At 43.0% G+C, this 15248-nt stretch carries 13 protein-coding genes; 1 reads left to right on the top strand and 12 read right to left on the bottom strand.

The annotated features are described in order from the left end of the window. Positions 1 to 196: 196 nt before the first annotated feature. From OCV77_RS13370 to rfbD, 12 genes are all read right to left on the bottom strand, one after another. On the bottom strand, positions 197 to 1945 hold the full coding sequence (locus tag OCV77_RS13370; protein ID WP_262575511.1) for an FAD-dependent oxidoreductase: 1749 nt from the start codon (positions 1943 to 1945) through the stop codon (positions 197 to 199). Positions 1946 to 1976: 31 nt separating this feature from the next. Beyond that, positions 1977 to 2807: a carbohydrate ABC transporter permease gene (locus tag OCV77_RS13365; protein ID WP_262575510.1), complete on the bottom strand. Its 831-nt coding sequence runs from the start codon at positions 2805 to 2807 to the stop codon at positions 1977 to 1979. Continuing rightward, the gene (locus OCV77_RS13360) at positions 2800 to 3726 is read right to left on the bottom strand and encodes a carbohydrate ABC transporter permease (protein ID WP_262575508.1); all 927 of its coding nucleotides are present in this window, start codon (positions 3724 to 3726) and stop codon (positions 2800 to 2802) included. Before OCV77_RS13360 ends, OCV77_RS13365 begins: the two co-directional genes overlap by 8 nt. Beyond that, entirely contained in the window at positions 3719 to 5086 is a 1368-nt protein-coding gene (locus tag OCV77_RS13355) for an ABC transporter substrate-binding protein (RefSeq protein WP_262575507.1), read from the bottom strand. Before OCV77_RS13355 ends, OCV77_RS13360 begins: the two co-directional genes overlap by 8 nt. A gap of 174 nt (positions 5087 to 5260) precedes the next feature. Further along, a complete protein-coding gene (locus OCV77_RS13350) occupies positions 5261 to 7006 on the bottom strand; it encodes a sensor histidine kinase (protein ID WP_262575506.1) in 1746 nt (581 codons plus the stop codon). A 12-nt stretch (positions 7007 to 7018) separates the two neighbouring features. Continuing rightward, positions 7019 to 7918, bottom strand: a complete 900-nt coding sequence (locus tag OCV77_RS13345) for a helix-turn-helix transcriptional regulator (RefSeq protein ID WP_262575504.1) — start codon at positions 7916 to 7918, stop codon at positions 7019 to 7021. Then, complete coding sequence (locus tag OCV77_RS13340) at positions 7894 to 8559, bottom strand: response regulator (RefSeq protein WP_262575503.1); 666 nt, start codon at positions 8557 to 8559, stop codon at positions 7894 to 7896. Before OCV77_RS13340 ends, OCV77_RS13345 begins: the two co-directional genes overlap by 25 nt. 140 nt (positions 8560 to 8699) lie before the next feature. After that, positions 8700 to 9644: a GDP-L-fucose synthase family protein gene (locus OCV77_RS13335; RefSeq protein WP_262575502.1), complete on the bottom strand. Its 945-nt coding sequence runs from the start codon at positions 9642 to 9644 to the stop codon at positions 8700 to 8702. 54 nt (positions 9645 to 9698) lie between these two features. After that, positions 9699 to 11372, bottom strand: coding sequence for an LIC_10190 family membrane protein (locus OCV77_RS13330; protein ID WP_262575501.1), 1674 nt, complete (start codon positions 11370 to 11372; stop codon positions 9699 to 9701). A 32-nt stretch (positions 11373 to 11404) separates the two neighbouring features. After that, entirely contained in the window at positions 11405 to 12481 is a 1077-nt protein-coding gene (gmd, locus tag OCV77_RS13325; RefSeq protein WP_262575499.1) for a GDP-mannose 4,6-dehydratase, read from the bottom strand. 31 nt (positions 12482 to 12512) lie between these two features. Next, positions 12513 to 12968, bottom strand: coding sequence for a divergent PAP2 family protein (locus OCV77_RS13320; protein WP_118798977.1), 456 nt, complete (start codon positions 12966 to 12968; stop codon positions 12513 to 12515). An 18-nt stretch (positions 12969 to 12986) separates the two neighbouring features. Continuing rightward, positions 12987 to 13829, bottom strand: a complete 843-nt coding sequence (gene rfbD, locus OCV77_RS13315) for a dTDP-4-dehydrorhamnose reductase (RefSeq protein ID WP_262575497.1) — start codon at positions 13827 to 13829, stop codon at positions 12987 to 12989. A 222-nt stretch (positions 13830 to 14051) separates the two neighbouring features. Between rfbD and OCV77_RS13310 the strand changes: the two genes are divergently transcribed. Beyond that, positions 14052 to 15209: a DUF3048 domain-containing protein gene (locus OCV77_RS13310; RefSeq protein ID WP_262575496.1), complete on the top strand. Its 1158-nt coding sequence runs from the start codon at positions 14052 to 14054 to the stop codon at positions 15207 to 15209. Positions 15210 to 15248: the final 39 nt, after the last annotated feature.

Raw genomic sequence — 15248 nt, 5'->3', positions numbered from 1 at the left:
GTAGTTTCCTGTTTTTCATTTCACTATCCTTTCCTTTCCCATTCATAAGATAAATTTACTATACAATACCCCCGCTGATTTGGCAATTTTTCTTTTTACTTACTGTAAATTCAAAAAGGATCCACCGGATCGTTTTTCATATGCATGGCAATTAAAAATGGTGAAGATAACAATATCTTCACCATCTTCTTCTGCACTATCTTACTTCAAACGCAAAAATATGAACTTTTTCCTGTTCACCCCAGTTTTTCTGAGGAATCAGTTTCACTGCCTGCAATTTTTCGTGTATCGGGATCTTTACAAATCTCTGATAGTTTTCAGGTATTTTCTGAATGGTATACCATTCTCCATCCTTTTTCCCTTTCAGTTCAAACCCCTTTACCATACAATCTGGCACATGATAATGACCGCCCTCCAGTGGATAGAAATTCGGCATATTCAGTGGGTGATGTTCCTTCCACGAACCATTTCTTGTAAACTCGCTGTCAAAGATCAAAACGGCTTCCTGAACATTCTCTTCCTTCTCAAACGTATAGGTGATCTCATCATTTATCTTGCCGCACCATCCGTAGTCCACATCCTTCAAAACCCTGTTTTTTCCATTTCTGAGTGCCTCTGCATCTCCTTCTGTTGCTGTCAGGGCTGCTTCTTTCGTCAGTTCGCACACAGGTGCAATAAACTCAGGCAGATAACAATCATCTGTCATCAGCATATCCTGTAACTCCTGTATCCTGTTCTGGCCCAGTTCTCTCGGTGTCATATGATATTTTCCTGCGAGATAAGCTGCTGTTCCAATTGCCTGTCCACAGATCGCACAGGTCAGCATCACTCTTGTGGATGTCAGTGCCATATGAGAGGTACTGATATCTCTTCCGGCAAACATAAGATTTTCAATATTTGCTGAATATAAGGAACGGAAGGGAATGTGATACTCCCGCTTTACAGAATACATACCAATCGGAAGTCCCTTTTCCAGATAAGGATAGTCCGGGTGATCTTCCACCGGCCATCCTCCATAAGCCACTGCATCTTCAAATCGCACCCCGTTTTCAACATCATTCTGATTCAGCGTATAATCACCGACATATCTCCTGGACTCCTGTTTTTCCGGTAAAAATCCAACCCAATCCAACGCCCAGTTTTCTGCATGGTGCTTAGGATCCTTTTTAATATGATCCCACATACCAAATGCCATTTTCAGCAGTTCCGTGTGAATGTCTTCTGCCTCTGAAATCGTGTCCTGCAGATTACCTACTTCAAACCACCAGAAATTCTGTTCACGGAAATCATGGGATGTCCCTGTCGGGAAGCTTTCATCTGTCGGATAGGAATATGCCCATTCCGGTGCAATAAACGGCTGAGGTGTAGTCATTTCCCTGGCCTGCAGCATGATTCCCTGTCCTATCCGCAGATTATCTGCCTCTTCTTTACACCATGATTCTCCATATAAACTTTTAGCTTCTCTTCCTTCTCTGTACTCCGCCCCTGTCAGTGGTGCCAGGATTCCATCTCCGGAACAGTCTCCAAAGTAATCAGCTTCTACTATGTACCAGGTTTCTGTTGTCGTCTGCCATGCCTTTACAGAACGGATCTTCTTTCCATCCATCTCTGCACCATTGCAGGAGCAATTCAGCAGTAATGTCAGATTTTCACAGAACCTTACTTTTCCGTATATGATACTGTCCCAGATCGTCCAGTTTCCGTTCGGATTTCTGTAACTGTTTTCCAAAAGAAGTTCTTCTGCAATTCCTGTTTCATGATTTTCATCTCCCTCAGCTCCGATCGGCCAGATCCGGATTTCTGAGGAAGCATTTCCTCCAAGCACTGGACGATCCTGGATCAGAACTGTTTTAAGTCCTTTTCTGGCTGCTGCAATGGCTGCGCAGCTCCCTGCCAGACCGCCTCCCACAACACAGAAATCTGCTTTTATGTTTTTTGTCTTCATAAATAATTCATCTCCTTTTCCTGCCATCCGTCTATCCTTTCACAGCACCTGCCATCAGCCCTTTAATAAAGTATTTGGATCCAAGTGCGAAGATCAGGATCAGCGGAATCGTCCCCATCGCCAGTCCTGCTATACGAACGGCATAATCTGCCCGGAAAAAATTTCCAAGGGTTGTAATTCCCAGCGGGATCGTATACATTTCCTGTTTATTCAATAAGATCAGTGGTACAAGAAAGCTGTTCCATGACGCAATGAATACCAGAAGAACAAGTGTTACCATTGCTGATCTTACAAAGGGTATTACGATAAAGATGAATGCTTTTATATCATTGCACCCATCAATTTTGGCACTCTCCAAAACCTCATCCGGTACATTGTCTTTCATGAACTGGGTCATCCAGAACACACCAAATGCATGTGCCATACTGGGAAAAATCAGAGCCAGATGCGTATTGATCCAGCCCAGAACCTTCATTTCCTTTACAAATGCAACGAGTCCCAGCTGTGTTGGTATCATCATCGTCACAAGCACCATGGAAAAAAGGAATCCCTTTCCCTTAAAATGAAACTTGGCAAATCCGAATCCAGCCATTGTGGAGATCAGTACCGACCCAACTGTTGTACAAACAGCTACTTTTGTGCTGTTCCAATAATACTGCAGAAAATTACTTGCCATCAGCTGCTTTAAATTTTCCAGCAGATGACTCCCCGGTTTAAAGGGGAGTATCCGAAATATTTCTGCTGTAGAATAAGTTCCCATCATAAACATGATATAAAATGGCAACATTAAAATAATCACGATCAGCGCTGCAAAGAAAGTTTCCAGGACACTTTGCAGTCTGTGTTTTCTGCTTTTATTCATATGCATCCTCTCCACGGTAAGATAATCGGTAACTGAAGAATGCAAAAACAGCAATAATAACAAAGAGTGAATACGATATCGCTGCTCCCAGTCCCTGCCGCATGGTTGTTCCAAATGCAGTATCATATAAATACCACATCACTGTCAGACAAGATGATCCAGGTCCTCCAAGCTGTGTTGAGGAAGTTGCCCATCCGGAAAACAACTGCATCGGTTCTTCCAGTAGCTGCAGTCCTCCTATGATACTGGTAAGCATAACAAATACCATAATATTTTTTAACAGCGGTACAGTGATCTTAAAGAAGATCTGTACAGTACCGGCGCCCTCAATTTCCGCTGCTTCATATATATCTGATGATATTCCCGCCATTCCCGACAGGAAAAACATGGTATTGTATCCGAGATACTTCCATACTACCATCAGAATCACGATCACCCTTGCAGTCCCCGGACTTCCAAGCCAGTCGTATGCTGTATCCATCCATCCTGCCGCCTGAAGCACCCTGTTTAAGATTCCTGTCTGCCAGTCAAAAATAAGGGCAAAGATCAGACCTATTGCTACAGGTGTGGTCAGATAGGGCAGGAAACTCAGACATTGCAGAGTCCTTTTGCCCTTTACCCATTTTGCATTCAGCATCACTGCCATCAGCATTCCGCCAAATACCAGTGCAGGAACACATACTGCTACAAACAGGAATGTATTTAACACCGATTTCCAGAAATACGGGTCTACGGTAAACAGCCGGATATAATTCTTAACGCCTATAAATTGTGGCGTATGGATTCCGTCCCAATCTGTAAAGCTGATGTAAAAGGAATACAGAATAGGAAACAGGTTAAATCCGATATAAACAAGAAAGAAGGGTGCTATAAACAGGTATGGAGAAATTTGCATCTTTCTCTTTTCTTTTTTATTCATATAATTCCGGTGCCTTCGCCTTAATCTGCTCTTCCATCTGTCCAAGTGCATCTTCTACTGTCAAAGAAGGATCTTTTATCATCGCCTCGCAAACGGCATGTCCCACCTCATCCAGAAGGGCATCATATTGGGATACCTGTGCTCCTTCAATATACGGGGAAATATCATCAGCCCATACCTTTCCTGCCTTGATATCTCCATAGCAGCTAATCGTATAATCAAGATAATCATCTGTTTCATAAATGCTCATCAGGTTCGTCAGATAGGAACTGCTGTCTCTGCACGCATAGGCGCCATTTTCTGTCTGGGTCAGCCAGTGGATAAATGTCCATGCTTCTTCTTTATGCTGGCTGGTATTGGTAATACCCATTGCTGTACCACCAAGGTTAAATGCTACTCCGGGAGATACCATGAGTCCCCATCTGTCAGCACTGTTTGGATCATTGGGTTCAATACTGTAATGAGGTGACCAGGTTGCTCCACAATAGAAAATATTATTCTCATCTGCATAGGATGCGTTGGCTGCTGCAGAATTCTGGGACAGATTATTAACGATACCTGCATCGATCATCTTCTTCAAAATTGCCAGAGATTCTCCATAGGTTCCTTCCAGGTCCAGTTTGTTATTTTCATCTATTACAGAAGGGGCTGATTCATAGAAATTACCGGAAATCATAGCCATTGCATCTTCTGCACTGGAGAACATATAAACCGTTCCATTACTGTCCTCCTTGACCTTCTTGCCAATCTCAATAAAGTCATCCCATGACTGGATCATTTTTTCCAGTTCCGCAGAATCAGCAGTTCCGATCCATTTTTCACACAGATCCTTCTTATAGCTTAAACCTGTTGCATTCATAAACCATTCCACACCTACGATCTTTCCATCTCTGGTACATGTTGACTGTACGCAGTATGGGAACATTTTTTCTGTATCATAATTGTAGGGATCTGCTGAAAGATCTTCCCAGATATCCATTTCATACAGCACACCTCGCTGCTTGTAATCCTGCCATAAAATATCCGGCAGCTCCATACCACTTGCTACAGATGTCTGTACCTTCTGTGTATAATCTGATCCCCCGGATACCGGAATATATTCGATCTGAATGTTGGGATATTCCTTATTAAATTCCTTGGCTACATTGGTGATGGTTCCTTCATCCCATCCCCACATGGATATCGTCACAGTATCCCCGGTGTTCTCCTGGTTTTCTGTAGCAGCTGCGTTCTCCTGCGCTGTCTGCGTATCTGCCGTACTTTCACTGTTTTCAGAAGCAGAACCGCATCCACTAAGCAAAGATGCTGTCATTACTGCTACACCTAATAATGCTGTAAGTTTTTTCCCTCTTACTCCCATATACATATCCTCCACTTTTCTTTTCTGTGTTCCGGAACAACTTTATCTTACACAATTGGTAAAATCAGAAAAAGAATGCATAACAATAATATTGTATAAAATCCAATACTTTTTGTTATACATTCCTGTTTTTTCTCTTTTTCTCACGATTTCTTTGTAAGAATTGTCCAACTTTTATTTTGGTATCTCAATATGGATCAGCACTCCGCCCATTTCACTTTTACTCATTATAAAGCGGGTCCTGTCACCATAAAGATAACGAAGCCGTGACAGAATATTGGGAATTCCAATACTTTTCATTTTAGAATCTCCACCGTCCATTTTCACACCCATCTGAAATGCCTGCATCCGCTTCTCTTCCATTCCTGTTCCATTATCTTCCACCTCCATCAGAATGTGATCCTGACAGTCTTTTATACACACCCTGACAATACCTGTTTCCTTTTCATCTGACAAAATACCATGTATGATCGCATTTTCCACCAGAGGCTGGAGTATCGTCCTTGGAACCGTCGCCTGCAGAGTCTCTTCCTCCACATCCAGGATCACCTGATATGCATCCTGATACCGGTATTCCTGTATTTTGAGATAATGTTCCAGTATGTCAATTTCCTGACTGATCGTTGCAAACATATCTGCTTTTCCAGGCCGTACTGCATCACGCAGAAGATGTATAAATGAGTCAGTTACTTCTACCACCTCCTGATTTTTCCCCTTTCTGGCCAGGAAAATCACCGTATTCAGTACATTATAGATAAAGTGGGGATTTACCTGTGAAAGAAGCAGTTTCTCCTCCATCTCAAACCTGGCTGCTTCTGTTCTTTCGATCCGCTTTATATAAGCATTTAATTCACTGACCATGTAATTAAAGCTATTGCTCATAACAGTCAGTTCCATATAGTTATCTGCCTGAAAATGTGCCTGAAAATCTCCTTTGGAAACTTTATTCATTTCTTCGGATAAATCCTGGATCGGTTTTGCAATTTTGGAAATCATGGGAACCATAACGATCAGTACCAGTAAAACCCCAAGAAAAATAGATGCCAGAAAAAAGCTTTTCAAATAATCAAGTCTGTCACTAATCCGCTCATTTCCAGTAAAAGCTACCAGCTTCCATCCGTACTTTGGAATCTGGTATATGATCCAGTAACCATCCTTTTCATTTAATACATAACATTTACTTTTTTCGTTTTCCTTTGTTACAACATCAGAAATATTTACTTTTTTTCCTGTTTCGTCCTGCTTGTATAAAATATCCTTATCGTCCAGGATCCAGTAAAACGCATCATACTCCTTTGCTGTCAGATTCAGGATATCATCAAAGGATTTTCTGTCTAAGTCCACGATCAGATCACCAAGTGGCCGTTTTGGCATATAATAGCTGACGAAAGGATATACATAACTGATATACTCATTTCCTTCATTAAGTGCATTCTTATGAGATTTTGAAAAACCGGACTGTTTTTCTTCTTTAAATTCCCTGTACCACTCAGTTTGCACCTCCATCGCTGAACGATCCTTGTCCTTTTCCAGACTCCAGATGACATCCTTTTCCGGCATGTTAAGCAGGATATCCTTCACATCTTCTCTCATAAAGGTGTACCAGATCAGTCGCTCCCGGATCTGCAGCACAGTAAAAACTTCATCAAACGCATCCTCGTAATACTGCGTCGTAATATACTGTTGGATCTCCTCGTCCATCAGCAGCATTCTTGTAAAATACTCCAGTTCCTCTCCTACATAATTGATCTGCTGTCCTGCCTGCTCCAGATTTTTCTGGTCATCACTGATTCCTTTCTCCTTCAATACATCCCAGAAATACCTGTACGTTATAATTCCAGTCAGTACGAGTACCCCTATCAGGATCCCACAGATCGGCACCAGCATTTTTCTTTTCATGCTCTTTTTCGCTTTTTTCATCTGCATTCCTCATCAACTGTTCCTGCTACGATATTCCCATGGCGTCATTCCTTCTGCTTTTTTAAAAACACTTGCAAAATACTGGCTGGAACGGTATCCAACTGCTTCTGCTATTTCATACATTTTCATCTGAGGCATTTGCTGCAGCAATTTCTTTGCCATTTTGATCCTGGTACCTGTCAGCAGTTCCAGAAAACTCTGCGATAATTCCTTTCTGCATAACTGGCTCAGATATACTCCACTGATATCCAGTGTCCCGGCAACCGTTTCAATGTTTATTTCCTCACTATAATGTTCCTCTATATACTGTATACATTTTCGTATATAGATACTGTACTGTGCTTCTTTTCCATTCTGCACCATCCGGTTCGCTTTTCTGTATATTTCTGTCATTCTGTCACGGATTTCGTCTAAAAATATACTTCTCCCGGCTTCCTGCTGCAGAAGCATCTCAAACCGGACACCAGGCGATCTCCTGCACAGATCGTTCAAGTGATTCCTCAGTTTTTCTGTTAATGTTATCAGACCATTTTTATCCCATACAGGTTCTCTGACCGTCTGGTACATCTGTCCTATATCCTCTGTGATTTTTTCAGCTTGGTGATTCCTGAAATTATCATTCAGTACCTCCATATCCCATTCCTTCTCTGTCACACCTGGGCTCACCTTTTCCTGCAGATCCGATTCCATGTATATTTTCCCTTCCTGCATAAACCGGAAGTATTCTGACATTTTCTTCAGCCTCTGATACAGCTCCATACAGCCTTTCTCTTTCTGTTTTCTGTATCCCATAATGATCAGACCACTGTCTTCTCCATCCTCCCTCAATTTGCCCTGAAATTCTCCGGCTTTTTCATACATATACTGTCTGATCTGCATCTCCCCGGTTATTTCCTCCGGTACCTCTTCCATAAGAAATACACATTGAAATCGAATAAAAAACCGCAGATTCCATCATATTCCTGTATCAGAGAATCCAGTACCCTTGTATCCTCTGAAAGTTCTTCCGTCTGCCGTAACAGGTCATCAAAATAACCATATGGAAGTATTATCATATACTGTGCAATTCTCATAGATGACATCATCAGTTCCTTCTGGAGTTCAGAGTCAGCTGCCCCTTTTTCCAGTAGATTTTTACACTTTTCTCTCCTGAGAATACGATCATTTGTCTTGTGATCCCTGATATCTTCCCTGACCTCCATTAAAAGTTCTCTCATGGAATCCGGCTGGATATCATTTTTGACAATATACCTGGATACACCTAATTCAATCGCCTTTTTAGCATATTCAAAATCCTTATAAGCTGTAAGCAGTATGATCTGGATATCAGCCTTCCGTTTTAACAGTTCCCGGCTTAATTCCAGTCCATCCATACCTGGCATTTTGATATCCGTGATCACCAGATCCGGCCTCTCCTCTTCAAAAATACGTATTGCACTTTTACCGTTATATGCGGGCCTGCTTAATACAAATCCCATGCTTTCCCATTGGATTGACTCTGTAATATTCTCAACCACCAGTCGTTCATCATCAACGATCAATACCTTTATCATCTGTAACCTTCCCATCCCCGGAACTCAAAAAGACCCACCGGATCTTTTCCTCATATACATGGTAACCAAAAAGGAACCTGCGCCGCTGAAATTTCCAGTGTACACAGGTTCCTGATCCTTATTTCCTCTGCATTTTAAAATTACATCCTTGCATTTTCCACATTATCCTTGAACCACTGATAAGCCAGCTCCACGCCCTCTTTCAGTTCTACCTTATGTGTCCATCCAAGTCCATGCAGCTTCGTTACGTCGGTCAGCTTTCTTGGTGTACCATCTGGCATGTCCTTATTCCATATGATGTCTCCCTGATACCCAACTACTTCCTTTACAGTTTCCGCAAGCTGTCTGATCGTTACTTCTTTTCCGGTTCCGATATTTACATGCTGCTCACCGCTGTAATTCTCAAGCAGGAACACACATGCATCTGCCATATCATCCACATAAAGGAATTCACGAAGCGGTGTACCGGTTCCCCAGAGTTCTACGGAAGGTGCATCATTTACCTTGGCTTCATGGAACTTACGGATCATTGCCGGCATTACATGGGAACCGGACAGATCATAGTTGTCATGAGGTCCGTAAAGATTCGTCGGCATACAGCTGATAAAATCATCCCCATACTGTCTCTTATAAAACTTGCACATTTCAAGACCGGAGATCTTGGCAATGGCATAAGCTTCATTTGTTGTCTCAAGAGGTCCTGTCAGCAGCGCATCCTCCGGAATCGGCTGAGGTGCCATTCTGGGATAGATACAGGTACTTCCAAGGAACAGCAGCTTCTTTACATGATATCTGTGACAGCATTCGATCACATTACACTGGATCTGCATATTCTCATAGGCGAATTCTGCAGGGGTTGTATTATTGGCATTGATACCACCAACCTTTGCAGCAGCAAGTACTACTACATCCGGCTTTTCTGTTTCAAAAAAATCTCTGACAGCAGCCTGATTGGTCAGATCCAGTTCCTTATGGGTTCTTCCAATGACATTTTCATAGCCTTTGGATTTCAGATTTCTCACAATAGCACTTCCTACAAGGCCTCTGTGTCCTGCCACATATATTTTGTCGTTTTTGTTTAACATAGCTTTTTCCTCTTTTCCTGCATTTTGCAATTCTTATCTTTTAAGACTCCGTTTTCACTTTGTATGGATCACATCGTGAAAACCGTCCTCTATCGTATCACCTATGAAGATATCCTCAGCCTTTACCGGCGATGCCGGAAAATCAATATATCCTGTCCTGTCACCTTCCTTTGGATAATAAAATGTATAACCATGAAGGTCATAGGACGTAGTTTCAAAGATTTCGTAATCCTGCTGTACCAGTAAATACTGCCCGGCATGATCTGCATCCCGGATCAGCTCCCTGCCAAACATGGCTCCCTTGTATATCCCAAACAGCCCAAGTGCTATCACTGCCAGCTTATATCTGTCACACCTTGGACTGATCTCCTGGTACAGATATCCATACAGAAGTGTCGGATAAACCCACAGAAATACACATCCATATCGGATCAGCGGTGCACTCAGAAGCCAGAACAGGAAACAGCACCCCAGTATACACGTAAGAAAAAGTACACCATAAGCTTCTTTTTTTCTTCTGAATATGTTCCATATGACAAGCATTCCCAGAATCAGAAGCCCTGCCAGTGCCGCCAGAAGGAATACCTGATTTATCATATCCAGGTTTCTGAACCAGTCCGGGAACCATTTTACAACAGATTCCCCAAACCGTTCCACATCACTGTAGCCTCTCCCATACACCTGGATCTCCCGGGAATCATATTCCGCCACTCCCTTTGGGATCTTAAAGGGCAGGTCAAAAAGATCTATGGCTGTAAATGGATAAAGCAGCCACCCCGATAAGATCACATTCCGGATCAGGAACGGTACAAGCACGATCAGTCCACATACAATATAACGGAGGATCTCCTGCACCCTTTTCCCCTGGATCAGTTTTACTGCCGGCCAGATCGTGAGCAATACGATCAGTGCTCCCGAAAACTTGATGGTACACACATATACACCAAGGATACACAGCAGGCTGTAAGGTACTGTAGATTCCTCTTTTCTTTCGAGCAGCTCCAGCCAGCGGATCACCAGCCAGAATACTGTAAGCACCATAAAATAATCCGATGCCGGGGATATCATTTCATCAAAAATATTCAACAGGTAGTATACCGCCATCACGCGGATCAGATCCGATAACAGCAGCTTTTTTTCTCTTTCCCTGCAGCATGCGTCTGTACAGCATACAGCCAGCAAAAATGCAAAATACCCTGTACAGCAGTGAAAGGATCTTCCTGTCAGAAAAGCCATGCTGTACAATGCAGATAAGCTAAAGGCTGCGCTGTTATAGGCCAGTCTTGAATGAAGATTTCCAAGTCCTGGAACAATACCATACTCCTCTATCCACCGGATGCTCTGCGCATGATACAGTCCTGTATCATAATGTTCCAGTCCGCTCGCCGTCCCATATGCAAATAGGAAAAACAGAACCAGGATCAGTATTACTCTCTGTGGTGTTACCGTAAGCCGTATATGCCTAAAATGTCCTGCCAGTTCCTCCTTTTTGACCAAAAAACATATCAGGCAGATCACCAGAAGCAACGCATTGGCAAAAAACGAAACACCTCCAAATAGGCTGAATATCTCTGCATATACCGTCATCAGGACAATTCCTGTGAAAAGATAACTGCTCTCTTTCCTGATCTGATAGTTTCCCTTCCTGCAGATTCCTGTTAGGCACAGATAACCTGTAATATAGCAGGTAACCGTCATATAAATCCATATAAGAATTACTGATACCATCTATAAAAAGCCTCTTGCCGGCCGCTCTTTTCTCAGCCTTTTTTGCTCTCTTTGTATTCCCCGCAGCTCATTCCTGCGATCGCACGCAGGTCAGCATCCATCATCATGCTTACAAGCCCCCTGAAATCCACATCTCTCTCCCAGCCAAGAGCTTTCTGTGCTTTCTCTGCATTGCCCCAGAGGAATTCAACCTCTGCCGGACGATAAAACTCAGGATTTACATCTACTAACAGTCTGCCTGTCTCTGCATCATAGCCCTTCTCATTGACACCGGTTCCTTCCCATCTTATGGAAATGCCAAGCTCAGCGAAGGATGCTTCTACAAACTCACGTACTGTATGTGTCTCATTGGTTGCAAGTACATAATCATCTGCCTTATCCTGCTGCAGCATCAGCCACATACCCTTTACATAATCTCCGGCAAATCCCCAGTCTCTCTTGGCATTCATATTTCCAAGAGAAAGCTTATCCTGCTTTCCTGCAATGATGTTTGCAATCGCCAGTGTGATCTTCCTGGTAACAAAATTCTCACCTCTTCTGGGCGATTCATGATTAAAGAGAATACCATTACATGCAAACATGTTATAGGACTCTCTGTAGTTTACAGTGATCCAGTAGGAATATAACTTTGCCACACCGTAAGGACTCTTGGGATAAAAAGGAGTCTTCTCACTCTGAGGTGCTGTCTCCGGAAGTCCGCCAAAAAGCTCTGAGGTAGATGCCTGATAATAACGGCAGTTTCCGCCGTTAACACGAAGTGCCTCAAGAAGCTTCAGTGTACTGACACCGGTTGCCTCTGCTGTATATTCAGGTACTTCAAAGGAAACACCTACATGGGACTGTGCTGCCAGATTGTAAACCTCAGTCGGTCTGATCTCTGCTACCAGTCTCATCAGATTACTGGAATCTGTAGTATCTGCATAATGAAGGAAAAACTTTACCTTATTATATTCTGACTGAAGGATGTGATCGATACGTGCCGTGTTGCTGATACTGTGTCTCCTCACAAGGCCATGTACCTCATATCCCTTCTCCAGCAGGAACTCCGCAAGATAAGAGCCGTCCTGTCCTGTAATACCTGTAATTAATGCTATGTTCTGATTCTGCATTCTGATCTCCTTATTCTTTGTTCTTTATCCTTTATAAGTAACAGATGACCACTGCAATCACAATACCGAGAATTGCCCCGGCAAGTACCTGCAGAGGTGTATGTCCCACAAATTCCTTCAGCTTCTCTTCCGGGCTCATTTTTTTGCCCATGGTACTGAAAGCCTCCAGCATTTCGTTTAAAACTTTCGCCTGGATCCCCGTTTCCCTGCGCACACCCATGGCATCATACATAACGATGATTGCGAGGATCACGGAAATGGCAAATTCAAAGCTGCCGCCTCCATAAGTGATCCCTGCAGCGGTAGCCAGACCACATACCGTCGCAGAATGAGAACTTGGCATGCCTCCACTGCCTACCATTCTTTCAGCTACAAACTCCTTGGTCAGGATCAGGTGGATCACTGTCTTCATCACCTGCGCCACCAGCCAGCCGGTTACTGCTGAAAGAAAGATCGTATTATGAAATAAATCTGCTAAAAATGTCATTCCTTTTTCCTTCTTTGGTTACTGTGCCTTCATATAATAATCAAGTGCGTCATGCCAGTCTGCAAACTGATAACCACCGGTCAGCTTCAGCATATAATTCTCCAAAATAGAATACGCTGGTCTGGGTGCCTTTGCAGCAAATTCCGCTGATGTGATTCCCTCCACATAGGTATCCCTGCCTGCCAGGCGGAAAATTTCCCTTGCAAAATCTGCCCAGCTGCAGTTTCCTTCGCAGGTTGCATGGAACAGTCCGTAATTATCGGTAAAAAGCTGTGAAGTAATAGCTCTTGCCAGCTCTCTGGCACTGGTAGGGCTTCCTACCTGATCCTCTACCACTCTGACCTTGTCCCCATTTTCAGCAAGCCTCAGCATAGTCTTTACAAAATTTCTGCCATCTCCATACAGCCATGCAGTACGGAAGATCATGTATCTGTCCGCAAAATCCTTTACCATGTTTTCTCCTGCCAGCTTTGTCTTTCCATAAGCCCCCTGGGGATTTGGCGTATCAAACTCTACGTAAGGTCTTGTACCCTTTCCATCAAAAACATAGTCTGTGGAAACATGGATCAGCTTTGCACCTGTTTCTGTCGCTGCAATACCTAAATTTCTCGGACCAATGGCGTTGATCCTGTAGGCATTATCCAGATCTGTTTCACAGGCATCTACAGCCGTGTGGGCTGCGCAGTTGATTATCGCATAAGGCTTAACCTCCCTGACCAGTGCAAGTACCTCATCCACACTCGTAATATCCAGCTCTGCCACATCTGTATTTACAATACTGATCTCTGTATTTCCTGCAAGCTCCTGATTAATTGCTCTTCCCAGCTGTCCGTTACAGCCTGTAACAATTATTTTCTCCATCCCATATATCCTTTCCTTCAAAAGCTATAAGCTCAGTTGTTTCTATTTTACCCTTATTTACGTATTAATACAAGCCTTCCTTCGTTGTAACAATTTTTTAATATTTTTGTATAACAAATTACACATTTTCTAGTGACGGTCATTTTCTTCTGTGTTATAATAACGGTTATGTGGCATAATCGCATATGCTGCTACCAAGAAGAAAGTGAGGAGATTTAAAAGATGAAAAGATTACAAGTGCTCTTTCTTGTAGCCTTGTCTTCATCTCTTTTATTATTCGGCTGTGGCAAGTCAGAAGAAACTGCAGTACAGCCTATTGTTCAGCCTATTGTTGAACAACAGCCGGAAAAGGAAGAAGACAGTTCCTCTGAAGAGGCTGAGACAGAAGAAGATCTCGATACGCCTCCCGCAGAGGGTATGGTCAGAAGCCGTCTGACAAATGAATGGGTTGACGAGGATGTTGCAAATACACGTCCTGTTGCTATCATGATCCCCAACTCCAAAACAGCAAGCCAGTACAGTATTTCAGATGCATCCATTCTTTATGAATGTAATGTAGAAGGAAGCATGACACGTCTTATGGCTGTGTTTGAAGACTGGAAGAACCTTGAAAAGGTCGGTAATATCAGAAGCTGCCGTGATTATTATTTATACTGGGCGTTCGAATGGGATGCTATTTATATCCATTACGGCGGACCTTTCTACATAGATGATCTTGTCGGCCGCTCCGATACCCAGAATATTAACTGCATTGATTATGGCAAAGCCTCCTTCAGAGACACAGCCAAGAATTCTACAGACAACGCCTTTACAAGTGGATCTCTGATTCAGGATGCCATAAACCACTACGGCTATCCTCTGACATACAGAGATGGATATTCCGATGCAACCCATTATCAGTTTGCAGGCAGCTCTGAACCGAATACGCTGGAGCAGTACAGTGACGCGATCAACGCTTCCAAGATCGATCTTTCACCTGCATACCCTGTGACAAACTGCTACTTCATTTATAACGAAGAAACCGGTCTGTATGACAGATATCAGCACCTTTCCGGTGACAGTGACGGTCCGCATATTGATCTGGCTAACAATAAGCAGCTTGCATTCAAGAATGTCCTGATCCAGAATACCTACTTTGAGGTAAGAGACCAGAAGGGCTACCTTTCCTTCCAGTGTCATGATACTACAAGAGATGGCTGGTTCTTTACAAATGGAAAAGGAATCCACGTAACCTGGGAAAAGACATCTGACTACGGTGCTACCAGATACTATGATGATAATGGAAATGAGATCAAGCTCAACACCGGCAAGACCATGGTATGTATTGTTGAAGACGGTGACACCTTTAACGTAGATGATAAGTCAATCGAATCCAATTAGGATTAAAAAAAGAGAACAGCGCTGCTGTTCTCTTTTTTA

It is taken from the genome of Suilimivivens aceti (assembly GCF_025567405.1).
GTDB classification, from domain to species: Bacteria; Bacillota; Clostridia; order Lachnospirales; family Lachnospiraceae; genus Suilimivivens; species Suilimivivens aceti.
This window is presented reverse-complemented; position numbering and strand designations above follow the sequence as displayed.

What these genes read in the sequence shown, in the direction of transcription:
- OCV77_RS13355 (WP_262575507.1), bottom strand. Translation starts at nt 5,086, where the DNA reads ATGGGAGTAAGAGGGAAAAAACTTACAGCATTATTAGGTGTAGCAGTA.
- OCV77_RS13310 (WP_262575496.1), top strand. Translation starts at nt 14,052, where the DNA reads ATGAAAAGATTACAAGTGCTCTTTCTTGTAGCCTTGTCTTCATCTCTT.
- OCV77_RS13360 (WP_262575508.1), bottom strand. Translation starts at nt 3,726, where the DNA reads ATGAATAAAAAAGAAAAGAGAAAGATGCAAATTTCTCCATACCTGTTT.
- OCV77_RS13370 (WP_262575511.1), bottom strand. Translation starts at nt 1,945, where the DNA reads ATGAAGACAAAAAACATAAAAGCAGATTTCTGTGTTGTGGGAGGCGGT.
- OCV77_RS13335 (WP_262575502.1), bottom strand. Translation starts at nt 9,644, where the DNA reads ATGTTAAACAAAAACGACAAAATATATGTGGCAGGACACAGAGGCCTT.
- OCV77_RS13350 (WP_262575506.1), bottom strand. Translation starts at nt 7,006, where the DNA reads ATGAAAAAAGCGAAAAAGAGCATGAAAAGAAAAATGCTGGTGCCGATC.
- OCV77_RS13365 (WP_262575510.1), bottom strand. Translation starts at nt 2,807, where the DNA reads ATGAATAAAAGCAGAAAACACAGACTGCAAAGTGTCCTGGAAACTTTC.
- OCV77_RS13330 (WP_262575501.1), bottom strand. Translation starts at nt 11,372, where the DNA reads ATGGTATCAGTAATTCTTATATGGATTTATATGACGGTTACCTGCTAT.
- rfbD (WP_262575497.1), bottom strand. Translation starts at nt 13,829, where the DNA reads ATGGAGAAAATAATTGTTACAGGCTGTAACGGACAGCTGGGAAGAGCA.
- OCV77_RS13340 (WP_262575503.1), bottom strand. Translation starts at nt 8,559, where the DNA reads ATGATAAAGGTATTGATCGTTGATGATGAACGACTGGTGGTTGAGAAT.
- OCV77_RS13320 (WP_118798977.1), bottom strand. Translation starts at nt 12,968, where the DNA reads ATGACATTTTTAGCAGATTTATTTCATAATACGATCTTTCTTTCAGCA.
- OCV77_RS13345 (WP_262575504.1), bottom strand. Translation starts at nt 7,918, where the DNA reads ATGGAAGAGGTACCGGAGGAAATAACCGGGGAGATGCAGATCAGACAG.
- gmd (WP_262575499.1), bottom strand. Translation starts at nt 12,481, where the DNA reads ATGCAGAATCAGAACATAGCATTAATTACAGGTATTACAGGACAGGAC.